Raw genomic sequence first — 17,175 nt, 5'->3', positions numbered from 1 at the left:
CACCCCTTATTGCGCGTTGTACAAGATGACCGCAGCGGTCGCCAGCAGATTAAGCAACGTCAGTGGCAGGCAAACTTTCCAGCCAAATGACATCACCTGGTCGTAGCGGGGACGCGGCAAAGCAGCACGGATCAAAATGAACATCACCATGAAGAAAGCAGTTTTCAGCGCAAACCAGATAAACGGCGGCAGGAACGGGCCCTGCCAGCCACCGAAGAACAAAGTGACGATCAACGCAGAGACCGTCACGATACCGATGTATTCCCCCACGAAGAACAGGCCGAATTTCATACCGGAATATTCAATGTGGTAACCATCGGCCAGTTCCTGCTCGGCTTCCGGCTGGTCAAACGGGTGACGGTGGCAAACAGCAACGCCGGCAATCGCAAAGGTCACGAAGCCAAAGAACTGCGGAATGATGTTCCACACATGCGCCTGCGAATTGACGATGTCTTGCAGATTGAAAGAACCCGCCTGCGCCACGACGCCCATCAGTGATAAACCGAGGAAGACTTCATAGCTCAGCGTCTGGGCAGAAGCACGCATCGCACCCAGCAGCGAGTATTTGTTGTTACTGGACCAGCCAGCGAACAACACCGCATAGACGGTCAGACCGGCCATCATCAGGAAGAACAAAATACCGATGTTCAGATCGGCGGCGAACCAGGTCGGACTGACCGGAACGATCGCAAAGGAGATCAACAGGGACGTAAACGCAATCATCGGTGCCAGCGTAAAGATGGCTTTGTCGGTGAAGTTAGGAACCCAGTCTTCCTTGAAGAACATCTTGATCATGTCAGCCACAAGCTGCAGGGAACCGCCCCAGCCGACACGGTTTGGTCCGTAACGGTTCTGGAACAGCCCCAGCAAACGGCGTTCGCCGAAGCTCATGAAGGCCCCGCAAATCACCACGACCAGCAGGATCACGACAGCTTTCAGAATGGCGATCAACGAATCAATCACGACAGGTGTAAACCAGCTCATTGTGCTGCCTCCCGCAGATTTTCAACCGTTGCGCCAACCAGCACCGGCGGAATACCCGGTAAGCCCAGCGGCAGGCCGACCTGGCCCTGGTTCAATGTTTCACTCAGACGAACCGGCAATTTCAGTGTCTGACCGGCACAGGTGAACTCCACCTGTGAACCTGCGTTCACGCCTAACTGTGCAGCATCTGCCGGGTTAACCATCACATACGCCTGTGGCATACGCTGCTGGATCACCTTTGAACGCTGTGTCATTTCCTCACTGCCGAACAGGTGATAATAAGGCGCAACGCGCCAGCTATCGCTCTGTGCGGTAAACGCAGCCGGAATGGCGGTGAAGTATTCAAGACGGGCTTCGCCAGCTTCAATCAGACGTACACCCGGATCGCCGAAGCGCAGGCTGCCACCGACTTCACTCTGGAATTTGTTCCAGGCTTGCGGGGAGTTCCAGCCCGGTGCCCAGGCAAAGGGTATCTGATTGCGGTGGGCTGTCGGACTGTTGTTCCCTTCCATAGAGAAGGCAAACATGGTGTCTTTATCTTGCGGCTGACGCGGCTCGTGCACGCTGATATTCGCACGTGCAGCAGTACGACCACTCGAACGGATAGGAGAACGTGCCAGTTTCTGACCACGAATACGGAAAGTGGCATCAGGCGCAGCTTCAACAATGCCTGTCAGTTGTGGCAACGCAGCAACACACGCCTGAATGACGTGATCCAGTTGCGTCCAGTCAACATGGCGGCTGTTGATGGTGGAATGCAGCGAATGCATCCAGCGCCAGCTTTCCAGCATGGTGATGGTAGTGTCGTAGTAGGCAGGATCGTAAACCTGGAAGAAGCGCTGAGCACGGCCTTCCTGATTCACCAAAGTACCGTCGCTTTCCGCAAAGCTTGCCGCAGGCAGGATCAGGCTGGCTTGATCCATGATGCGCGTGCGCTGATGGTCAACGACCAGCAGGTTCTGCACGTTAGCTAATGCCGCATTCACTTCCGCTTCAGGCGCCTGACGGTAAAGGTCATTTTCCATCACGATGGCGCTGTCGGCTTCACCCCGGGTCAGCAACGCGAGTGCTTCGTCCAGCGAGCCGCCACCAATCATCGAAAGACCGATGCTGTTAGCTGCGGAAGCCACAAAGGTAATACCGACATCGCTGCCTGCACCTTTCAGCGCTTTCGCGATGTTAGCAGCCGCTTCAATGATGGCATCTGAACCGGCGCTTGTACCGGTGATGATCAGCGGCTTGCGTGCACCGGTCAGCGCCTGCACAATCACGTCGATTTTCTTGTTCAGACCATCAGCAAGGTCGCTGACTGCTGGCGCAGAATTATCCAGCGCATGGGCGATAGCAAAGCCGAAACGCGCCTGCTCATCAACCGGGGCGCGGTAATTGTAAGCGGCGATATCGTCGAGCTTCGTGTTATCCACGTTGGTGATAAACAACGGATGTTTGGCATGCTGACCGATATTCTGTACAGCCGCGATTTGCCAGTCGGCAACACGCTGAGCCGCTGCCATCGCGCGAGCTTTACCTTTTACAGCCTGACGAACAGACAGTGCGATACGCGCACCGGTCTGGGTTAAATCTTCGCCCAGCACCAGAACGGCATCGTAATCTTCAATTTCACGCAGCGCCGGTGTACGCACACCGCTGTTGCGCAGAATGTTCAGCATCAGTTGCAAACGCCCCTGCTCTGCCGCGTTGATACCCGTATAGAAATTTTCAGCACCGACCAGCTCTCGCAGGGCAAAGTTGCTTTCAAGGCTGGCGCGTGGCGAGCCGATACCGATCGTTTTCTTCGCCTGACGGATAATGTCTGCCGCGCCCTGCATCGCCTGTTCAGCGTTAAGTTCGATCCAGTCGTTGCCCCGCAGTTGCAATGGCTTCTTCGGTCGATCTTTGAGGTTCACGTAGCCATACCCGAAACGACCACGATCGCACAGGAAGTAATGGTTTACGGTACCGTTATAACGGTTTTCGATACGACGCAGTTCGCCGTAACGTTCACCCGGGCTGGTGTTACAGCCAACAGAACATTGCTGACAAATGCTTGGCGCAAACTGCATATCCCATTTACGGTTATAGCGTTCGGAATGCGTTTTATCGGTGAAAACACCGGTCGGACAGACTTCAACCAGGTTACCGGAGAACTCACTTTCCAGCGGTCCATCTTCCGGGCGGCCGAAATAGACGTTGTCGTGTGCGCCATAAACGCCCAGATCGGTGCCGTCCGCGTAATCCTTGTAGTAACGGACACAACGGTAACAGGCGATACAGCGGTTCATTTCATGAGAAATGAACGGGCCGAGATCCTGGTTGTTATGGGTTCGTTTGGTAAAGCGGTAACGGCGCATACTGTGGCCGGTCATCACCGTCATATCCTGCAGGTGACAGTTACCGCCTTCCTCACACACCGGACAGTCGTGCGGATGGTTGGTCATCAGCCATTCCACAACGCTTTCACGAAATTCTTTCGCTTCGCCGTCATCGATGGAAATGAAGGTGCCATCAGACGCGGGTGTCATACATGACATCACCAGACGACCGCGCGTGTCTTCCGCATTTTGGTATTGCTTAACCGCACATTGGCGACAAGCGCCGACGCTTCCCAGCGCCGGATGCCAGCAAAAATAAGGAATATCGAGGCCGAGAGAGAGGCAAGCCTGTAACAGGTTGTCCGCTCCGTCTACATCGTATTCTTTGCCGTCTACATGAATCGTAGCCATAGTCAGCATGCTTCCACGTGGCCCACTTAGTGGGCGTTAATCAAAAATTCTTGCCGGGTTGGCGTATATCATTCGACAGCGCGTCCCTTGTTCCGGGAATTCGCGCACAGCGGGCTCACGTCCGCTGCCTGTTGCCTTCACTACCAGCGTTCTTTCAGCAGATTGTTTGGCTGAATTCCGCCAATCGCGCGTGCGTTGTTGAAATGCTGTTTGGCGATACCCGCCTCAAACTCTTCCCGGAAATATTTAATCGCACTCTGCAATGGCTCCACGGCACCCGGCGCGTGTGCGCAGAAGGTTTTGCCCGGGCCAAGCTGGCGGCAAAGCTGTTGGAGAGTTTCGATATCTCCCGGCTGGCCTTCACCGCGCTCCAGCGCACGAAGAATTTTCACACTCCACGGCAGACCATCACGGCATGGCGTACACCAGCCACAAGATTCGCGGGCGAAAAACTCTTCCAGGTTACGCACCAGCGGGACCATGCCGATTTCATTATCAACGGCCATGGCCAGCGCAGTCCCCAGACGGCTGCCAGCTTTACCAATGCTGGCAAAGTCCATCGGCAGATCCAGATGATCAGCGGTCAGGAAGTCGGTCCCTGCCCCGCCCGGCTGCCAGGCTTTAAATTTCAGGCCGTCACGCATGCCACCGGCATACTCTTCAAGGATTTCACGTGCGGTGGTCCCAAACGGTAGCTCCCAGACGCCCGGATTTTTCACCCGGCCGGAGAAGCCCATCAGCTTGGTGCCGGCATCTTCACTTTTGCCCGCCGAAATACCTTTGTACCAGTCCACCCCGTGCTCAAGGATTGCAGGTACGTTGCACAACGTTTCGACGTTGTTGACACAAGTCGGTTTACCCCATACACCGGCAGAGGCCGGGAATGGCGGCTTGGAACGCGGGTTGGCACGGCGGCCTTCCAGTGAGTTGATGAGCGCCGTTTCTTCACCGCAGATATAACGACCGGCACCGGTATGCACAATCAGTTCAAAGTCAAAACCGGTACCCAGGATATTTTTACCCAGCAGGCCAGCGGCTTTGGCTTCTTCGATTGCACGGCGCAGGTTCACAGCGGCTTCAATGTATTCGCCACGCAGGAAGATGTAGCCACGATAAGATTTCAGCGCGAAGGCCGAAATCAGCATGCCTTCCACCAGCAGGTGTGGCATTTGTTCCATCAGCATGCGGTCTTTATAAGTACCGGGTTCCATCTCATCGGCGTTACACAGCAGATAGCGGATGTTCATGCTTTCGTCTTTCGGCATCAGACTCCACTTCAGACCGGTGGAGAAACCTGCGCCGCCACGCCCTTTCAGGCCAGCGTCTTTTACCAGATTAACGATTTCTTCCTGCGCCATGCCTTTGAGGGCTTTTTCCGCACCCACATAACCGTTTTTGCTGCGGTACTCGTCGATCCAGACGGGCTGCTTATCATCACGCATACGCCAGGTCAGCGGATGCATCTCGGGTGTACGTTCAATGTGTCGGGGAATATATGTCATGCGTAACGCTCCAGTAGCGAGCCGATCGCTTCCGGCGTCAGATGGCTGTGCGTGTCCTCATCAATCATCATTGACGGACCTTTGTCACAGTTACCAAGACAGCAGGTCGGCAGCAGAGTAAAGCGTCCGTCTTCGGTCGTTTCGCCCGGCTTAATATGCAACTGTTGTTCCAGTGCGGCCTGGATCCCCTGATAACCGGTGATGTGGCACACCACGCTGTCACAGTAGCGGATCACATGGCGTCCGACCGGCTGACGGAAGATCTGGCTGTAGAATGTCGCCACACCTTCAACATCACTGGCAGGAATACCCAGAACATCGGAGATTGCGTAGATAGCGCCATCAGGCACCCAGCCACGCGCTTTTTGCACGATTTTCAACGCTTCGATAGAGGCCGCGCGGGCATCTTCGTAGTGATGTTTTTCGTGCTCAATCGCTTCGCGTTCAGCGTCACTCAGCACAAATACCGGCGGCGCAACAGGCTCGCTGATATTGATGTACTGAACTTCTGAGTCTTTATTGATATCTGTCATCGTTAGCGGTCCACATCTGACATTACAAAATCGATACTGCCCAGATACACGATCAGGTCGGATACCAGGCTGCCACGGATTACGGACGGGATCTGTTGCAAATGCGGGAAGCTTGGCGTACGGACACGGGTGCGGTAGCTCATGGTGCTGCCGTCACTGGTCAGGTAATAGCTGTTGATCCCTTTGGTGGCTTCAACCATCTGGAAAGATTCTTGCGCAGGCATAACCGGCCCCCACGACACTTGCAGGAAGTGAGTGATCAGGGTCTCAATGTGTTGCAGCGTGCGCTCTTTCGGTGGCGGCGTGGTCAGCGGGTGATCTGCTTTGAACGGACCTTCCGGCATATTTTTGTAACACTGTTCCAGAATGCGCAGGCTCTGACGAAGTTCTTCTACTTTCAGCATCACACGGGAATAGCAGTCACTGACGCCATCACCGGTCGGCACTTCAAAGTCAAAGTTTTCGTAGCCGGAATACGGACGCCATTTACGCACGTCAAACGGAATACCCGTTGCGCGCAGGCCAGCGCCGGTGGTGCCCCAGGCCAGGGCATCATCTGCGTTATACGCAGCCACGCCTTTGGAACGGCCAATCAGAATGGTGTTTTTCAGCGCCGCTTTAACATAGGAATCCAGACGGGCTGGCATCCAGTCAAGGAATTCACGCAGCAGACGATCCCACCCTTTCGGCAGATCATGCGCAACGCCACCAATACGGAACCAGGCCGGGTGCATACGGAAACCGGTAATCGCTTCCACCAGATCGTAAATTTTCTGACGATCGGTAAAGGCGAAGAACACCGGGGTCATCGCGCCCACGTCCTGGATAAACGTAGAGATGTACAACAAATGGCTGTTGATGCGGAACAGCTCAGATAACATGACACGTATAGTGTTCACGCGGTCCGGCGTCACGATACCGGCGAGTTTTTCAACAGCCAGCACGTAAGGCATTTCGTTTACGCAACCGCCGAGATATTCGATACGGTCAGTGTAAGGAATGTAGCTGTGCCAGGACTGCCGTTCACCCATTTTCTCAGCACCACGGTGGTGGTAACCGACGTCAGGCACGCAATCGACAATTTCTTCACCATCAAGCTGCAGGATGATGCGAAATGCGCCGTGCGCAGACGGGTGGTTAGGGCCGAGGTTGAGGAACATAAAGTCTTCGTTGTTGGTACCGCGCTTCATGCCCCAGTCTTCAGGCTTGAAGGTCAGCGATTCCATCTCAAGTTCTTCTTTCTGCCTGGTCAGTTCGTAGGGATCGAACTCAGTGGCACGCGCCGGATAATCTTTACGCAGCGGATGCCCTTCCCAGGTCTGCGGCATCATAATGCGCGTCAGATGCGGGTGGCCATCGAAGGTAATACCGAACATTTCCCATGTTTCACGCTCATACCAGTTAGCATTCGGGAACACTTTGGTGATGGTCGGAACATGAAGATCGTTTTCTGATAATGCCACCTTGATCATGATGTCGCGGTTACGCTCAACCGAGAGCAGATGGTAGAAAACGGAAAAATCCGCGGCCGGTAAACCGTCGCGGTGTGTACGTAAACGCTCATCAAAGCCATGCAAATCAAAAAGCATGACATAAGGTTTTGGCTGTTTTCGTAAAAAGGTAATCGCTTCCAGTAACTGTTCACGCTTGAACCAGACTACCGGAATGCCGGTACGGGTCGCCTGAACAGTAAAGGCCTCTGGCCCAAAACGGTTACGCAATTCGCCGATAACCGGGTCATCGAGATGATCACGGGTATGCCATGCTGGCAGGGCGGAATCTTGCGTCGTCAAATCTGTCATATTTTTTTCACCACACTAAATGGTCATTTATGCCGTAAGGGGGATATTTATACCCCCTCAGGGTTGACTCTCAGACCGCAGTGTTAAATCTCGTCCGGCGAACGCAGATTTGTCACAGCAATACGCTCAGCACGTTTACGCTCTTTTTCAGACTGCATATTCGCGCGGTAAACACCCTGATCGCCAACAACCCATGACAACGGGCGACGTTCTTTACCAATGGACTCCTGCAACAGCAGCAGAGCCTGCATGTAGGCTTCCGGACGTGGCGGACATCCCGGGATGTACACATCGACCGGCAGGAACTTATCCACGCCCTGCACCACAGAGTAAATATCGTACATGCCGCCGGAGTTCGCACAGGCGCCCATCGAAATAACCCATTTGGGTTCCAGCATCTGATCGTATAAACGCTGAATAACCGGAGCCATTTTGGTGAAGCAGGTTCCCGCTATCACCATAAAGTCAGCCTGGCGTGGTGACGCACGCAGCACTTCTGCGCCAAAACGCGCAACGTCATGCACCGCAGTGAATGACGTCACCATTTCGACATAACAGCAGGAAAGACCGAAGTTGTAGGGCCAAAGGGAGTTTTTGCGACCCCAGTTCACCATGCCATGCAGTGACTCCTGGAGATTTCCCATGAAGACGCTGCGTTTAACCTGCTCCTGAAGAGGATCGCCGACGACCTCCTGAGACTGCAGGGGGTAACGGTCGTTCTCACCGTCCGGGTCTATGCGGGTGAGCGTATAGTCCATCTTAATGCCTCGCTATGACTGCTTACTGAGGGTGACTGTTGGTATTAATCGCCGGGCTTGGTTTAACAGGTCCTTTCGAACGTGTTGGTGTCCAGTCGAGTGCGCCAATTCGCACCAGATAGAACAAACCAGCCAGCAGTACCAAAATGAAAATGGTGGCTTCAACGAATCCGGTCCAGCCGCTTTCGCGAATAGACGTTGACCATGCATAGAGATACAAGGCTTCAACATCGAAAATGACGAAGAACATGGCGACCAGATAAAACTTGGCGGACAGGCGCAGCCGGGCAGTACCGACAGAGGCGATACCTGACTCAAAAGGCGTGTTTTTATAGCGCGCTCTGGCTCTCCCGCCAAGAAACGCGGCGCCCAGTAACATCAGGCAGCACATGCCCATTGCGACGATAAGAAAAACGGCGAACGCCCAGTGTTGAGCGATGACTTCAGTGGCTGTTGACATACTCATTGCTTACTCATCAAAAGTGGCACTTTGGCATCTGCTCTGTAAGGTCGGCAGCTTGCGCACCACATCGATTCAAGGGAAGGATTAAAAACCACACAGTTCACGGCTCAACAAGGGATTAAGCCAGTGATTTGTTGTGGGCTTTTTACCCCTTTCTATAACCTTTTGTCAACTTTGACAAAAGTATCTCCACATTAGTTTACATGCTTATCATTTAATTAACATATCATGCGCCGGAACTTAAGCTAAATCGTGTCAGTTAAATACTGAGATAAAGCATGGGCCTGTGTCGGGAGTGATGACATCTTACGTACTTTACTATTGTCGCAGGAATAGACACCGCTTCCACTCTCTTAATAGGGTTATTTTTTTGATCCATGTCAGAGTTCTGTCAATTTTGAGAGAAAAAAAGCCATACATTTAACAAGTTTTATTGATTTTCAAAAAACGACAAGCGATTTACGGAAAAATTTTATGCTTTTTTTTAACCTGGAAAAGCCAGCATTTTGCGTGGTTTACTGCGGTGATAGTTGATGATGATAACAGTCGTTGCGGGGGACACGGAAGGTAAACAAATCAAAACAGGGGTTTTAGAAAGGATAGTAAACAAAATCACTAAAAGTAATCATTTTGCTACTTCTAAAGAGGGAGAAACCTTTACCCCCGCCCCGTCAGACGGAGGCGGAAGGTAAAGCCGGGGGATTATCTTAACTTTGAGAGTCTGCCAGGAACTCATGATCGTCATCCGCTACCGGACGGGGACCATAGGCACTGAGAGAATATGGATCATTCCCTTGCTCAACGGCATTGAAAATCGCCATTGCCAGTTCATTTTCACAACGGGCATTTTTGTACAACACATACTGCGTATCCGGCAAACGTGGTAAACCATCCTGTTCACCCAAAACACGCAACTCCGGGCTCATCATTTCGATAGGACGGGCTGTCACGCCCAGTCCCGCACGCACGGCCGCACGAATTGCCGATAATGTCGAGGCGACATAAGCAATACGCCACGGGATCCCCGCCTGACTCAGATGCTCTATTGCCATCATCCGGTACGGGCTTGGCTCATCAAGCACCACCAGCGGAACACTATCGCCGGAAGGATACGCAAAATCAGCTGAACAGTACCAGAGTGTGGGCGATGTACGCAGAACGATGTGCGGGTGATCGGTATTCGTCATCGTCGTGATGGCCAAATCCACTTCTTCACTTTCGAGCATCGACAACATGAAAGGACTGCGTTTAACGCGGACATCAATAGACAACTTCGGATATACGGATGTCACACGACTGAGCAGGAAGGGTAAAATGGTGTCAGCAGTATCATCTGACGCGCCAATCGTTATCCCACCCTGAACATTGCTATACATCAAAGATGTGCAGGCTTCATCATTAAAACGAAGGATTTTGCGTGCGTAACCCAACAACTGAATACCGTGTTCAGTTAATAATTTATTGCGTCCATGTCTGGCAAACAGTTCTTTTCCAACGAGTTGTTCTAGACGTTGCATTTGCTGGCTTACCGCCGACTGAGTACGACACACCGCAGCAGCAGCCGCAGCGAACGTATTTAAATCAGCAACAGCTACAAATGTCCTCAACAGATCAAGATCGAGATTGAGGATTGGACGATTTGCAATTGTCATAGTTTTTCTTCACTTTATAGAATCTAATAACAAGCTACCCTGATGGTGCGTCAAAGTACCCGCAAAAAGCAGAATACCAGATATGTCGGATACTCACTCATTTGATAACCTAAATTGAGAAATATTTGTGCATGCAAGTTTTCAACATTGTGGGCATTCGGTCATTAAACCTGTGCATAATAATTCCCCACAAAGGCTAAATGATTAGATTTACTTATTTAATATAGCCTGTTGCCGCCAACCGTTCCATATCCCTTGCAATACCGCCTGCTGCTAACATAAAGCCGACATTCGGCAATATTATCATGCGCAAACATAAGCCAAATTAACCGATAAAAGTGACTACTGGAAATATAATTCAATAAATTCATTAAGTCACATGAATAATCATTTTAAGCCCCAAGGCTTATCTTTAAGTAACATTAAGATTTTTCTTGTTTCATCAAATTTAGTTTACACTGACCTGCTGAAATATATGCAGCAAAAGCATTTACATAATCAAAGGAAATACGTTTGAGACTTTACTTAGAACATGATCATTCATCCAGCATTCACTATTAATGATTAGATAAATAAAACTAATTCTTGCTAAGGTTTTTTAGCGGAAAAACAAAGCTTCCTGAATTTTTTTCAGAATTTGTCGAGCTTTGGTAAGATTTCGTGATGTTCTGTGCCTAAAGGCAATGAAATGGTCGGTCAGGGGACGCGCGCAGGGCAGCAAAAACAGTGAATTTATTGTACAAAAAACCCACAATCACAACATATAAAATCGTTATATCTCTATAAATTAGCACAATTAACCATTAAGACTCAGGTGCTATACGGTAATACCCCACCACGGACCGCTTTAATACTGTTTTTCACCAAAACGGTGCACAGCCCTTCTCATGCCCTTTGCGGGAGAGTAAATTGACCCCTTCGCACTGTTCTACGGTCGCTCGGCACCAGGGAAGAACAGGCTTTACTGCAAAAGGCTCTCACTTACATGTCCCCGATTGAAAAATCCCGCAAACTGGACAACGTCTGTTATGACATTCGCGGCCCGGTGCTCAAAGAAGCAAAACGTCTTGAAGAAGAAGGTAATAAAGTCCTCAAGCTGAACATCGGCAACCCCGCGCCATTCGGTTTTGATGCGCCTGATGAAATCCTGGTCGATGTCATCCGCAATCTGCCAACCGCGCAAGGTTATTGTGATTCGAAAGGCCTGTTTTCTGCACGTAAAGCGATCATGCAGCATTATCAGGCGCGCGATATGCGTGACATCACGGTTGAAGATATCTATATCGGCAACGGTGTTTCAGAGCTGATTGTTCAGTCCATGCAGGCACTGCTTAATACCGGTGACGAAATGTTAGTCCCTGCGCCCGACTACCCGTTGTGGACAGCAGCCGTTTCGTTATCAGGCGGTAATGCTGTGCATTATCTGTGTGATGAAGGGGCGGACTGGTTCCCTGACATTGCCGATATTCGTGACAAAATCACACCGCGTACCCGTGGCATTGTGATTATCAACCCGAATAACCCGACCGGCGCCGTATACAGTAAAGAATTACTGATGCAGATTGTGGATATCGCCCGGGAACATAATCTGATTATTTTTGCCGACGAAATTTACGACAAGATCCTGTATGACGAAGCCCGGCACATCTCCATCGCCTCCCTGGCACCGGATTTACTGACGGTCACCTTTAACGGTCTGTCAAAAACCTACCGCGTAGCCGGTTTCCGTCAGGGCTGGATGGTTCTGAACGGACCGAAGAAACATGCGAAAGGTTATATTGAAGGTCTGGAAATGTTGGCCTCGATGCGCCTTTGCGCCAATGTGCCGATGCAACATGCCATTCAGACTGCACTGGGCGGCTATCAGAGCATCAGCGAGTTTATTCAGCCGGGCGGACGCCTGGTCGAACAACGCGATCGTGCATGGGAACTGATCAATGAAATTCCAGGCGTTTCCTGCGTGAAACCAAAGGGCGCCCTGTATATGTTCCCGCGCATTGACGCCAAACGTTTCAACATCCATGACGATCAGAAAATGGTGCTCGACTTACTGTTACAGCAAAAGGTATTGCTGGTTCAGGGTTCTGCGTTCAACTGGCCGTATCCGGATCATGTACGTATCGTGACGCTGCCACGTGTGGATGAGTTGGAAATGGCTGTCAATAAACTGGGACGTTTCCTCGAAACCTATCGCCAGTAATGAAGCCAGGGCGCTGACGACAGCGCCCTTTCGCCTTTCCTTTCAATTTCCGCATTTGCATAACGGTTTCGCACTGCTCACAATAGTCATTCATTCACCGCAGTAATCGAGAGTGTTATGAATCAGAGCCATTTTTTCGCCCACCTTTCCCGCCTTAAACTGATCAGCCGCTGGCCGCTGATGCGCAATGTCCGTACTGAAAACGTGTCGGAGCACAGTCTGCAAGTCGCTTTCGTCGCCCATGCTTTAGCCGTGATCAAGAACCGTAAATTCAATGGCAATCTGAGTGCGGAACGCGTTGCTCTGCTCGCCATGTACCACGATGCCAGCGAAGTGCTTACCGGAGATATGCCGACGCCAATCAAGTATTACAATCCGCAGATTGCCCATGAGTACAAAAAGATTGAGAAAATTGCCCAGCAGAAACTGATTGAAATGCTGCCGAAGGAATTACAGGAGGATTTCCGCCCGCTGATTGACGAACATTATTATACGGAAGAAGAAAAACTGACCGTAAAACAGGCTGATGCGCTGTGCGCCTATCTGAAATGTCTGGAGGAATTATCGGCAGGCAATAACGAATTCACCCTGGCGAAAGCCCGTCTGGAGAAAACGCTGGCAGACAGAAAAAGCCCGGAAATGGATTACTTTATGGAAGTCTTCATTCCGAGTTTCAGCCTCTCGCTGGACGAAATCAGTCTCGATTCGCCGCTCTGAACCTGCGATCAGAACGGGAATAAGACAGGTACCAGAAATATGCTGACGACCATCACCAGCAAAGTGAACGGTACACCGATGCGGAGAAAGTCGCCAAACTGATAGTTGCCCGGCACCATAACCAGCGTATTTACCGGTGACGATACCGGTGTCATAAAAGCGGCAGAAGCCGCAATAGCAATAATCATGGTGAACGGGTACGGTGATACCCCCATCTGGTGTGCCGCCGCAATAGCAATCGGCGCCATCAGGACAGCCGTTGCAGTATTAGAAATAAACAGCCCGATGCTTGCACAGAGAATGAATAAGCTCAGCAACATTACATACGGGCCATAGCCGCCGCTTATCTCCATTAATCCCTTCACAATCAGTGCCACACCGCCGGTTTTCTGCAGAGCCAGCGCAAAAGGCATCATCCCGACGATCAGCAGCAAACTAGGCCAGTGAATGGCTTTATAAGCACTTTCCATCGTGATGCAACGGAATTTACCCATCAGAATACAGGCAATAATGGCGGCGATAGCGTTAGGCACATCATCGGTGAGCATCAGCGCCACCATCAGCGCCAGACAAAACAGCGCATGGGGTGCCTGGCTCAGAGCGGGCGCGACTTCATCCACTTCAGCGGGAAGATTAAGTACAATGAAATCATGCATTTGTTGCTGAAGCTGGCGGATCAGCTTCCAGTCGCCAATCACCAGCAGCATATCGCCCAGCTGCAATTCCTCATCCACCAGTTTTCCCTCCAGCGCTTCACCCTGGCGGCGGATACCCACAACATTTAAGCCATAGGTGGAGCGGAATGCCACATCACGCAGCGTTTTGCCGAGCAGTTCGGAATCGGGAATTAATGACACTTCGGCCATCCCGACATCCCGCGATTGCTCAGAAAAATACTCACCACGTAGCACCATAGGCTCGAGCATTTCGTCAGTGCAAAATTGTCTGATGGAGATGTCAGGATCCGACATATCGAGCAGTAACACATCGCGGGCAAACAGTTCCGTATTCCCCGTCGCGCTGACCATCACACGGCGAAATTTACGCCAGCGTTCAATGCCTACGACGTTCGCGCCGTAACGGGAACGCAGATGCACATCATCAAGTGTACGCCCGACCAAAGGCGAACCGGGGCGGATAGTGACGCGACGCGCACGGCCGGTCAGATGATAATCACGGATCAAATCCCGGAAAGTTCGCCGCTTCCAGTGTTGCTGACCTCGTGCCGCATCTTCTGATGACAGCCAGCGACGGGCAATCAGCATATATCCGATACCCATTATCAGTACCACCAGTCCCACCGGGGTGACGCCGAAGAAACCAAAACCGTCGAATCCCTCACGCAACAGTTCGCTGTTGACTACCATGTTCGGCGGCGTAGCGACTAATGTCATCATACCGCTGATAAGCCCGGCGAAACTCAGCGGCATCATCAGTCGTGCGGGAGAGGTTTTCATGCGCGCCGAGACGCTCATCACCACAGGAATGAAGATCGCGACCACGCCGGTTGAACTCATAAAAGCGCCCAGACCTGCGACGGTAAGCATCAGCAAAACCAGCATCCGCGTTTCACTGTTGCCCGCCACTTTCATCAGCCAGTCACCGACCTGATACGCCACACCGGTTCTCACCAGCCCGTGGCCGACCACAAACAGCGCCGCGATCAAAATAACGTTCGGATCACTGAATCCGGCCAGTGCTTCATTGATAGTCAGCGTGCCGCTGAGCACAAAAGCAATAATGACCAGTAAAGCAACAATATCCATTCGCAGCGTATTGCGTGCAAACAGCATCATCGCAATAGCCAGCAACGTGACGACCCAAAGCAATTCACCGGTCAAAACACACTCCATTTGCGTTGAGATTGAGAGGCAGGAACGGGTACCAGAATGGCATAAAAAAACCCCGCACAGGCGGGGTTTATATCAATTTAAACAGGGAAATTGTGTTTTTTCTGACCTTAACGCAGACTGACTTTCACACCTTCGCCGGTACGGCTGATCAGCAGAACTTCCAATGTCGTCAGGTCGAAATCGACATTTTCAATCCCGGGCGTATCGTCCGGTGCGTTTACAGCAATGACTTTGCAGCCCGCGGCCAGCCCGGCCATCACACCGGCGGCGGCATCTTCAACCACCACGCAATCTTCCGGTGCCAGACCCAAACGTTCTGCTCCCAGCAAATAGGCGTCAGGCTGTGGTTTGCCATGTTTGACCTGTTCAGCGGTGATAAACACTTCAGGCTCAGGCAAATGCGCCGCTTTATGGCGCGCGCTGGCGACAGGCAAGGAACCGGATGTCACAATTGCCCAGGGAATATTCTGCCGGTTGAGTTCACTTAACAGCAAATGGGCGCCGGGAAGCGCGGCTACCCCCTCGGTGTCCGTGGCTTCAATCTGTTCCAGCTTCAGAAACTCTTTTTGAATCGCTTCTTCACTTTCACCCGCCATAAAATGACGCAAAGAAGTGATCGCCTGCTTGCCATGAATAAACGCCAGTACATCCTGGGGGCTGATGCCCCGGCTAAGCGCCCAGTTCACCCAGGCACGCTCAACTGCAGGTAATGAATCAACTAACGTTCCATCAAGGTCGAACAAAAAACCCTTACAAAGCACAGGCGACTCCTTTAAGTATTGACATCAGGCATTGATAATTTGCGCGATCTCTACCGCACTCAGATGATACTGACGCGGGCACGACTGCCAGACCGCCAGCATACGCTGGTATTTATCCCACATTTTGGTCTGCGAGTTAAACCCGTGAGTGCCTGCATCAAAATCGGTGTAACGTCCTTCGGTGTTCACCATAAAGCGAACATAGCTTAAATAGCGGGATTCCGTTGCGGCATCAAAACCCAGAAAATCAATACGGCGGCGATCCAAATCTTGCGTATCTTTCAAATGGGTCCAGGACACCTGCATCGCATGATGCATTTCCATGATATTAATCACTGTGCGACAGGTTTCCTCCGGCAATTCGCCGAAATCTCTGTCCAGCTCGCGCATTTGCAAACCAAAACCCCGTTCTACAACGGTTTGTAACCGGCGATAGCGTTCCGCATTATCGGGATCCAGCATGGTCATCATTTTGTATTGATTGGACAAAATCAGGCGTTGAGCGTTCGTCATTTCCATCGTGAAAATCCTCATGTCTGCATAATGCGCAAAGCATGGCATAGCGCAAAGTTCTGCGAAATCGCAAGCACACCATTCTTTGATTTGAGTCGGGATCTCACCTGAAATAATCACCGGGGAGATTTCCCCGGCGAGATACGACTTATGAAAGATTGTCATTGATGACAGGCGCAGCAAGCGGGGAAACCAGGCTTACAGATCGTCTAAGAAGGTTTTGTCCAGCTGTTTGAACGCGCGCTTAAGGACATCAGCCAGTGACTGGTACGTCGGCGTACCTTCAATCGGTGCCAGTGCCAGTCCGGATTCAGCGAGCTTGTTGCGTACATCATGGAACCAGCCGAGTAATCCCGGCGGCAGCGGCGTCAGAGAACGGCGACCCAGCCACCATAATCCTTGCATCGGCAGGCTGCAGGCAAAAATCGCCGTGGCGACGGCCAGACCGAGTTGTCCACCTAAAGCGATTTGCCACGTCAGGGTAAAGACCGCTACCGGCGGCATGATGCGCACGGCGAAACGCGTAGCCGTAGAAATCCGGTTCTCGGGAAACATCGGAGCCAGGCGCTTATCTGACGGCCATGTCTTCATATAGTGCTGCCCGCGCTGGAATACCTGGAACCAGCCTACGGAGCCTGTTGGCTTACTCGTCATCGTTGCACCTCAACTTCGCGTATAAAATTTAAAAAATAGTTGTAAAACACAAACTGGAGT

General features: G+C 51.6%; 14 protein-coding genes. 2 read left to right on the top strand and 12 right to left on the bottom strand.

Going from position 1 to position 17,175, the window contains the following annotated elements; all coding sequences use genetic code 11:
- Nucleotides 1-6: 6 nt before the first annotated feature.
- The 8 genes from nuoH to lrhA form a co-directional block, all read right to left on the bottom strand.
- Complete coding sequence (nuoH, locus tag J1781_RS12980; RefSeq protein ID WP_129952340.1) at nucleotides 7-984, bottom strand: NADH-quinone oxidoreductase subunit NuoH; 978 nt, start codon at nucleotides 982-984, stop codon at nucleotides 7-9.
- The gene (nuoG, locus tag J1781_RS12975) at nucleotides 981-3,707 is read right to left on the bottom strand and encodes an NADH-quinone oxidoreductase subunit NuoG (protein ID WP_217233706.1); all 2,727 of its coding nucleotides are present in this window, start codon (nucleotides 3,705-3,707) and stop codon (nucleotides 981-983) included. The genes nuoH and nuoG overlap by 4 nt, the downstream gene beginning before the upstream one ends.
- A gap of 140 nt (nucleotides 3,708-3,847) precedes the next feature.
- Complete coding sequence (gene nuoF / locus J1781_RS12970; RefSeq protein WP_129952338.1) at nucleotides 3,848-5,209, bottom strand: NADH-quinone oxidoreductase subunit NuoF; 1,362 nt, start codon at nucleotides 5,207-5,209, stop codon at nucleotides 3,848-3,850.
- Complete coding sequence (gene nuoE, locus J1781_RS12965; protein ID WP_231576087.1) at nucleotides 5,206-5,742, bottom strand: NADH-quinone oxidoreductase subunit NuoE; 537 nt, start codon at nucleotides 5,740-5,742, stop codon at nucleotides 5,206-5,208. The genes nuoF and nuoE overlap by 4 nt, the downstream gene beginning before the upstream one ends.
- Nucleotides 5,743-5,744: 2 nt before the next feature.
- Nucleotides 5,745-7,544 (bottom strand): NADH-quinone oxidoreductase subunit C/D, encoded by a 1,800-nt coding sequence (gene nuoC, locus J1781_RS12960; protein WP_129991767.1) that lies wholly within the window; start codon nucleotides 7,542-7,544, stop codon nucleotides 5,745-5,747.
- Nucleotides 7,545-7,627: 83 nt separating this feature from the next.
- Entirely contained in the window at nucleotides 7,628-8,302 is a 675-nt protein-coding gene (locus J1781_RS12955; protein WP_129952336.1) for a NuoB/complex I 20 kDa subunit family protein, read from the bottom strand.
- Between the two features lie 22 nt (nucleotides 8,303-8,324).
- Nucleotides 8,325-8,768, bottom strand: a complete 444-nt coding sequence (locus J1781_RS12950) for an NADH-quinone oxidoreductase subunit A (RefSeq protein ID WP_129952335.1) — start codon at nucleotides 8,766-8,768, stop codon at nucleotides 8,325-8,327.
- Nucleotides 8,769-9,472: 704 nt separating this feature from the next.
- Nucleotides 9,473-10,417, bottom strand: coding sequence for a transcriptional regulator LrhA (gene lrhA / locus J1781_RS12945; RefSeq protein ID WP_129952334.1), 945 nt, complete (start codon nucleotides 10,415-10,417; stop codon nucleotides 9,473-9,475).
- A 985-nt stretch (nucleotides 10,418-11,402) separates the two neighbouring features.
- On the opposite strand from lrhA, the gene J1781_RS12940 reads away from it, so the two are divergent.
- Both J1781_RS12940 and yfbR read left to right on the top strand, forming a co-directional pair.
- Nucleotides 11,403-12,617 carry a pyridoxal phosphate-dependent aminotransferase gene (locus J1781_RS12940; RefSeq protein WP_129952333.1) on the top strand — a complete coding sequence of 405 codons (1,215 nt, stop codon included), beginning with the start codon at nucleotides 11,403-11,405 and terminating at the stop codon, nucleotides 12,615-12,617.
- A 117-nt stretch (nucleotides 12,618-12,734) separates the two neighbouring features.
- Entirely contained in the window at nucleotides 12,735-13,334 is a 600-nt protein-coding gene (gene yfbR, locus J1781_RS12935) for a 5'-deoxynucleotidase (RefSeq protein WP_129952332.1), read from the top strand.
- An 8-nt stretch (nucleotides 13,335-13,342) separates the two neighbouring features.
- Here yfbR and J1781_RS12930 read toward each other — a convergent pair whose 3' ends face one another.
- From J1781_RS12930 to yfbV, 4 genes are all read right to left on the bottom strand, one after another.
- Complete coding sequence (locus J1781_RS12930; RefSeq protein WP_217219618.1) at nucleotides 13,343-15,175, bottom strand: SLC13 family permease; 1,833 nt, start codon at nucleotides 15,173-15,175, stop codon at nucleotides 13,343-13,345.
- A 119-nt stretch (nucleotides 15,176-15,294) separates the two neighbouring features.
- Nucleotides 15,295-15,948 carry a sugar phosphatase gene (locus J1781_RS12925; RefSeq protein ID WP_129991765.1) on the bottom strand — a complete coding sequence of 218 codons (654 nt, stop codon included), beginning with the start codon at nucleotides 15,946-15,948 and terminating at the stop codon, nucleotides 15,295-15,297.
- Nucleotides 15,949-15,972: 24 nt separating this feature from the next.
- Entirely contained in the window at nucleotides 15,973-16,467 is a 495-nt protein-coding gene (locus tag J1781_RS12920) for a YfbU family protein (protein WP_129952329.1), read from the bottom strand.
- A 192-nt stretch (nucleotides 16,468-16,659) separates the two neighbouring features.
- Nucleotides 16,660-17,115: a terminus macrodomain insulation protein YfbV gene (gene yfbV / locus J1781_RS12915; RefSeq protein ID WP_129952328.1), complete on the bottom strand. Its 456-nt coding sequence runs from the start codon at nucleotides 17,113-17,115 to the stop codon at nucleotides 16,660-16,662.
- Nucleotides 17,116-17,175: the final 60 nt, after the last annotated feature.

It is taken from the genome of Rahnella perminowiae, assembly GCF_019049695.1.
Lineage (GTDB): Bacteria > Pseudomonadota > Gammaproteobacteria > Enterobacterales > Enterobacteriaceae > Rahnella > Rahnella perminowiae.
This window is presented reverse-complemented; position numbering and strand designations above follow the sequence as displayed.

What these genes read in the sequence shown, in the direction of transcription:
- nuoC (WP_129991767.1), bottom strand. Translation starts at nt 7,544, where the DNA reads ATGACAGATTTGACGACGCAAGATTCCGCCCTGCCAGCATGGCATACC.
- yfbR (WP_129952332.1), top strand. Translation starts at nt 12,735, where the DNA reads ATGAATCAGAGCCATTTTTTCGCCCACCTTTCCCGCCTTAAACTGATC.
- J1781_RS12920 (WP_129952329.1), bottom strand. Translation starts at nt 16,467, where the DNA reads ATGGAAATGACGAACGCTCAACGCCTGATTTTGTCCAATCAATACAAA.
- J1781_RS12940 (WP_129952333.1), top strand. Translation starts at nt 11,403, where the DNA reads ATGTCCCCGATTGAAAAATCCCGCAAACTGGACAACGTCTGTTATGAC.
- nuoH (WP_129952340.1), bottom strand. Translation starts at nt 984, where the DNA reads ATGAGCTGGTTTACACCTGTCGTGATTGATTCGTTGATCGCCATTCTG.
- nuoE (WP_231576087.1), bottom strand. Translation starts at nt 5,742, where the DNA reads ATGACAGATATCAATAAAGACTCAGAAGTTCAGTACATCAATATCAGC.
- nuoG (WP_217233706.1), bottom strand. Translation starts at nt 3,707, where the DNA reads ATGGCTACGATTCATGTAGACGGCAAAGAATACGATGTAGACGGAGCG.
- J1781_RS12950 (WP_129952335.1), bottom strand. Translation starts at nt 8,768, where the DNA reads ATGAGTATGTCAACAGCCACTGAAGTCATCGCTCAACACTGGGCGTTC.
- yfbV (WP_129952328.1), bottom strand. Translation starts at nt 17,115, where the DNA reads ATGACGAGTAAGCCAACAGGCTCCGTAGGCTGGTTCCAGGTATTCCAG.
- J1781_RS12955 (WP_129952336.1), bottom strand. Translation starts at nt 8,302, where the DNA reads ATGGACTATACGCTCACCCGCATAGACCCGGACGGTGAGAACGACCGT.
- lrhA (WP_129952334.1), bottom strand. Translation starts at nt 10,417, where the DNA reads ATGACAATTGCAAATCGTCCAATCCTCAATCTCGATCTTGATCTGTTG.
- nuoF (WP_129952338.1), bottom strand. Translation starts at nt 5,209, where the DNA reads ATGACATATATTCCCCGACACATTGAACGTACACCCGAGATGCATCCG.